Consider the following 6746-nt stretch of genomic DNA (forward strand, 5'->3'; position numbering starts at 1 on the left):
GTTCTGTTGTTTATGCATGGGATGTATGTAACGAGATCCTTCACGCTCAGAACTCCGGTTGGGAAGCAGTTTACGGCAGCAACAAGACCAACGCTTCTTATGTAAAGAAGGCATTTAACTACGCATATGAGACTCTTGAGTACTTCAAGCTCACAGATTCAGTTAAGCTTTTTTACAATGATTACAACACATACATGGAAGTTAACAACGTAATCACACTTGTTAACAACATCAACCAGGGCAAAAAAGTTTGTGCAGGTGTAGGTATGCAGTCTCACCTTGGAACAAACTATCCTTCAACAGATTACTATCTCTCAGCCCTCAACTCATTCCTCAAGGCAGGCTTTGAGGTTCAGATCACAGAGCTTGATATTACCAACAAGGGTGACAGCGATATGGCTAACTACGCATACACTCTTTTCAAGGGTATTAACAATGCCAAGAAGAATGGCGGCAAGCTCACAGGTATCACATGGTGGGGACTTTCAGATCAGACAACATGGATCAGCAACTCAGCACCACTTCTTTTCTCAAGACCCGGTCAGCCTAAACAGGCTTACAACAAGGTTATCCAGGCTTATACAGAGGTATTTGGTCAGCCTACATCAGGAAGCGGCAGCACAACACCTGTAGTTGATCCTCAGCCTACACCCGAGCCCGAACCAGAGCCGGAGCCTACACCTGTAGTTGTTGAGACAGCTACAATTGCAGACGGCTGGTATTATGTAAAGAATCCTCTTTCACAGAAGTATCTTACAGTTAACGCTGACAACGCAGACGGCTGGAAGAGCGTAGTTATTAAGTCCGGCACAGGCGCAGCTAACCAGAAGTGGTATGTTACAAACGTTGGCGATGGCTACATCACACTTAAGAGCGGACTTGGCAATGTTAACCTTGACCTTGCCAACGGCGAGACAGACAACGGAACAGATGTAGGTATCTACCAGGCTTACGGCGGAACAGCTCAGCAGTTCGTAGTTATGACAACAGCAAACGCCGGTTACTACACAATCGGAACCAAGGCTACATCAGGCGCCAAGGTCCTTGATATCTATGAAAAGAAGACAACGGACGGAACCAACGTAGTACAGTGGACAGCTAACGGCGGCAACAATCAGCTGTGGCAGTTCGAGAAGACCAACGGCTCATCACAGTCTACAACAGATCCTGAGCCTACTCCGGATCCCGAGCCTACACCAGATCCCGAACCTGTAGTTACAGGCGACGGTCCTGAGCTTGAGTACTCAGTTAACAGCTGGGGCGGCGGCTACCAGGTAACCTGGAAGATCGTAAACAACACATCAAGCGCAGTTAACGGATGGACACTTAAGGTTAAAAAGAGCCAGGTTAACATCGGTTCTTCATGGAATGTAAATGTTACAACAAGCGGCGACTACTACGTAATCACTCCTGTTGATTGGAATGCATATATTCCTGCAGGCGGCAGCGTAGAGTTTGGTTCAATCGGAAGCGGACAGGTAAGCTCATCAGTTGAGTATGTACTTGAGTCTGCAGCAGGCAGCTCAACCGGAGGTTCTACAGGCGGTTCAACAGGCGGAAACGAGCCTCAGCCCGAGCCTGAGCCTGAGCCCGAGCCTGAGCCTGAGCCCGAACCCGAGCCCGAGCCTCAGCCTCAGAACCCTAACTACAATCCTACAGCAACCATCAGCAATTCCATTCCTTCCAAGTATTCTCAGGTAAGATACGGCGATGGCTCAGGTAAGATTGTAAGCATTTCTTACACAGCACATGACACAGAGAACAACAACCGTACCTACACCAAGAAGGCTAATGTTTACCTTCCCGCAAACTATGATTCTTCCAAGAAGTACAGCGTTCTGTACCTTCTTCACGGAATCGGCGGTAACGAGAACGAGTGGGGAATGACAGGCAACAACTCAACTGTTAAGGCTATCATGGACAACCTGTCATACTATGGCGACATCGATTCCTTCATCGTTGTAACACCTAACGGCAGAGCTTCAGCAAGCGGTTCAACCAACTCTTTCTACAACTTTGGCAAAGAGCTCAGAAACGACCTGATTCCTTACATTGATTCTCACTACAGCACCTACACAGACAGAGACCACAGAGCACTTGCAGGTCTTTCAATGGGTGGTATGCAGACAATCAACATCGGTATCGGTGAGTGCGTAGATCTGTTCAGCTATTTCGGAGCTTTCTCAGCTGCTCCTACAAGTAACACAGCAGCTACAACAGCTCAGAAGCTTAACGGCAACAGATATCCTATCCACTACTTCTACAACATCTGCGGACTTCAGGATGGCACAGCTTATTCAAGCGCTTCAGCAGCAGCTAAGAATCTGCCTTCTGTTTGCAATCAGTTTGTGGATGGACAGAACTTCATGTGGCAGGAGCTTAATGGTGGACATGATTTCAATATCTGGTATCTTGGTTTCTATAACTTTGCACAGATTGCCTTCCAGTAATTTAATACCCTGATATATTTCGGCCGGGAAGTATTCGTACTTCCCGGTCTTTTTATGTGGCCGCGGGAAAGCTTAGGTGAGTGGCTGCCTCCGGGAAAACTGCGGTGGCGGGAAGTTAGCGTATGGGAGAATGGCCCAGCCGGATAGTTAAGTGTGGATGACGAAAGCACCGTAAAAATGCTTGTTTTCGTGCGCCTTGTGATTCTCTAAGACTCGATGTCGAAGGAATGGCTCGTACTCATGCCTATTCGTGGACAGTCGACCTTCCTTTGTTCTCTCGTTCCGCATATCATCGCGTCGTACAAGAACTGCACATTTTTCCGACACTTCCGCCATCCGCACTTACCTCTCCGGTCGATCCATTCCCTCAATACGCGGTAACTTTCCGCCTTCCTACTGTTTCCGAGGAGGCAGCCTGCTTCATAGAAGAACTTTCCCATACCCGAAAAGATGGGGAAGAATTGGATTCTTGGTTGGCCGTAATATATCTTCCCACGCCGAGCCGTTTCATCAATCATAGTGCCTGTCACTTCATCCCCCTAAAGTGCCTGCCACTTCACTCAACTAAAGTGTCTGGCACTTTAGTTGAGTGAAGTGACAGGCACTTTAGGGGGATGAAGTGACAGGCACTATGGTGGAGTGAAGTGAATGAAATTTTGTTGAGAAAGGTGTGTATTAATTGTGAATTTTTATTGTATTCGGTAGAAAAAAGGAGAGGGGTTTGTTAGGATAGATATTACGCTAAAATATGCGCATATTTTGTAAAAAGGAATGGGTATATCAGGTATGAAAAAAAGAGTACTTGCTCTGCTGCTGAGCGGAATTATGTTCTTCTCGGCAGGAGGCACGGCACTGGCAACGGGTGTCGAAGGAGAAATCGGGGAATCGTTGCAGGGCAAAGAGGAGTATGTGCTGCCCGAGGTTATTGAGGAAGAGGCGGATGCAGATGCAGAAGCCACAGAAGTGGTTGAAGATGCCGAAGAAGGCGAAGAGTTCACGGTTCTTAGCGAGGATGCTGAGGAAGAGAGCATTGAGCTGGAAGAGGCAGAAGACAGCGAGAGTACTTCCGACGAAGTTGACCTTACTTCTGATGCCACTGCTTCAGAAGTGACCGAAGGCAGTGAGGAGAATGCTACCTTCGCAACAGGTCTTAACCATGAAGGTATGGTAAGAGAGGTCATCAAGGGAGATGCGGCTGATGATGCCGAGTTCCAGGAGACCTATGCCAGCTACTATGTTAACAAGAACCTGCCGCCTCTTCGCAATCAGAATCCTTACGGAACCTGCTGGGCATTTGCGATGAATGCGCTGACTGAGATCAACCTCAGACAGAACGGCATTATGAGTAATCCGGATCTGTCAGAACTTCATCTTGCATACTTTACAAATAACTCTGTTGTGGATCCGCTGGGAGGAACCAAGGGCGATTATGTCAAGGCGGGTTCTAACACATTCTTAAATGACGGAGGTAACTTCGAGGAAGCCTTCTGTACATATGCGAAGTGGACAGGCGCTGCCAGCGAGGCAAACGTTCCTTATTCAAACGCAGCCAGAGTGCAGAGATCGGGCCTTGCGGATTCATATGCCTATGATGACCAGGTCCATCTTGTTAACGCTCTTACTGCCTATATCGATATGAACAGCTTCAGGTCTTCAAAAGATATCACAGCTCTTAATCCTGTTAAGAAGATGATCAAGGAATACGGCGCTGCAGGTATCTATTTTGGTGCAGTCGACAGTATGGAGGGCGTAACTTCCAGCAAGATCTACAGCGACCAGTACAAGAGCTATTACAATCCCGAATCCATGATGTCCAATCATGCAGTTGTTGTGGTTGGCTGGGATGACAATTTTTCCAGAGACAAATTCGCCTCAAGGGCTCCAGGCAACGGCGCTTTCCTTGTAAGAAACAGCTGGACCACCAAGGGAGACCTCAATAACCTGGACTACACCGGATATTTTTGGATGTCCTACTATGAGGCAACTCTTGACGATTACTTCTATGCTGTTAAGGCTACAACTGCCGACAACTATGACAACAACTATCAGTACGATGGCTACTTCAACGGCAAGTACAGCTATACCGACAAGGGTGCCAATGTCTTTACCGCACACGCAGATGGCGGCAGCAAGGGGGAGATACTTAAGGCTGTCACCTTCTACTCCCTGGCAGAGAGCACCGGATATACCATTGATATTTATACAAATGTAAAAGACACACCGTCCTCCGGACGCCTGGTAAAAGAGGCTACAACCACCGGAACAGTTGATTTCTCAGGTTTTTACAACGTAACCCTTAAGAACCCTGTTGAGCTGGCTCCCGGAACCAAGTTTGCGGTAGTGGTAACTTTGGATGCAGGCGGACTTATGTATGACATCAGCCGCAGCGGCGCCAAGTTCAGCACAGTTGCCAATTCCGGCGAGAGTTACTACGGATATGGTAAAAGCTGGTATCCTCTTGACCACAACTACAGAATCAAGGCCTATACCGACAACTCATCTTCTGTAATTGAAGAGGATCCTGCGGCAAATGAGCCTGTGCTTAATTCCATTACACTTTCTAGAAAAAGCACTGTCGACAACGTAGACGGCAGATGGGTAAATACAACCACAGTTGTTGCCGGGTACGATCCTTCAGACTATGTGCCCAAGGGAAAAATAACATGGGCAAGCTCCAAGCCTGAGGTGGCAACAATTAACAGCGACGGCGTCCTTACTTTTATCAGCGTTGGTACAACCACGATAACAGCTACTGTGGACGGTGTTACCGGAAGCATCGACATTGTGGTTTCTCCTTACGATATTCCGGATCCTGAAGAGCCTGTAGATGACCCTACTCCGGATCCCAATCCCGACCCGTCGGATGATACACCGTTCTGGGGAGATATCACTGATGAAGCCATCAGAGAGTATTTTGACAACGACCCCGACGAGGTTCCCGAGGGAGTCTGGTATGTGGTAGGCGATGATGTCATTGATATCTATGACGCAGGCGTTGCCGATACCTTCTTTGAGAAGAACTACACAGGTGGCAAGATCACTTTTAACAACGAAATATCCGTTTATCACGGCATAACCAAGTTCAAATACAGCAAGGACTATACAATCAGCTATGCCAACAACGTAAATGCCACAAGGGTTGGCGCCGTTAGACCCAGCTTTACAGTTAAGTTCAAGAAAAAGAATTTCTCCAAGCAGAAGTTCTATTTTGACATTGAAAAAGAGTCCCTTTCCAGAGCCTATGTAGCTTCTGAATCTGTTGTTGCAGTGGCTAAGGGCAAAAAGAAGCTCAGCAGCGTTAAGGTCAAGGTTACCTACGGCAAGAAGACACTTAAGGCAGGCAGGGACTACGTGCTTAAGTACGAGGATTCCTACGGTGAGATCGTGAACCCCTCAGCAGTTATCCTTGATGATATTGATGAGGAATACAAAATAAACGTTGTTGCTGCAGAGAACGGCAACTTTACCGGCGATACCTACGATCCCGTAACCGTAGTGGTATATGATCGTGCAGACAAGGGAGTCATCAATGCCTCCAAGTTCACAGTAAAAGGAGTAGATGGCAAGGCCTTAAGATTTGACTATGGCTATATGGTTTCCGGGGAACTTATTCAGAAGATGTTCAGAAACGGCAAGGCAGAAGTGTGGTACAAGGATCAGCTCCTTGACTACGGCATTGATTACGACATCATCAGCCTTGACAACGACTACAGCACCCTTGGAACTCACAAGGTTAGAATCGTCGGAAAATATGCGATGACACACTTTGTAGGCAGCAAGACTGTATCCTTCAAGGTTACACCCTACAACTTCACCACCGATGAAGACCTGGACAGTAGGGTCGTTGTCAAAGTATACGGTGATTATTACACGGGAAAAGCTGTTAAACCAGATACTGAAGTATACTTCTACCACGCAGACGGCTCAGCAGAGAAGCTGCAACAGGGCGTTGATTACACCCTTTCTTATAAGAACAATGTGAAGATAGCATCCTTCGATGACGACTTCAAGCCACCGACAGTAATCGTCAAGGGTAAGGGCAGATTTAAAGGCACTGTCAAGGATACATTCTCCATTTACGGATGGGAAGATGATGACTACGAGGGAGCAGGGGACGGAGGTTCCTTAGATGCATCCGATAGCGGAGCAGCGGCGATGTCAGCACCAGGGACGTAAGAGTTTTAAGGTAAAACTTGACACCATATGATATACGAATTGCTCCATGACTATCGTCATTCTCGCAATTCTACAAATATTCGGAAACCGCTAATTTACTGCGTAAATTGCTAATTCCTC

2 protein-coding genes are annotated in these 6746 nt (G+C 47.3%); both read left to right on the forward strand.

What is annotated here, in order from left to right:
- Positions 1 to 2450, forward strand: a 2450-nt coding sequence (locus G588_RS22650) for an endo-1,4-beta-xylanase (RefSeq protein WP_155830836.1), incomplete at its 5' end; no start/stop codon positions are given.
- A 786-nt stretch (positions 2451 to 3236) separates the two neighbouring features.
- Complete coding sequence (locus G588_RS0118135) at positions 3237 to 6626, forward strand: lectin like domain-containing protein (RefSeq protein ID WP_022780104.1); 3390 nt, start codon at positions 3237 to 3239, stop codon at positions 6624 to 6626.
- The last annotated feature ends 120 nt before the right edge of the window (positions 6627 to 6746 follow it).

The sequence above is a fragment of the Butyrivibrio sp. AE3009 genome, assembly GCF_000420845.1.
Lineage (GTDB): Bacteria > Bacillota > Clostridia > Lachnospirales > Lachnospiraceae > Butyrivibrio.

What these genes read in the sequence shown, in the direction of transcription:
- G588_RS0118135 (WP_022780104.1), top strand. Translation starts at nt 3,237, where the DNA reads ATGAAAAAAAGAGTACTTGCTCTGCTGCTGAGCGGAATTATGTTCTTC.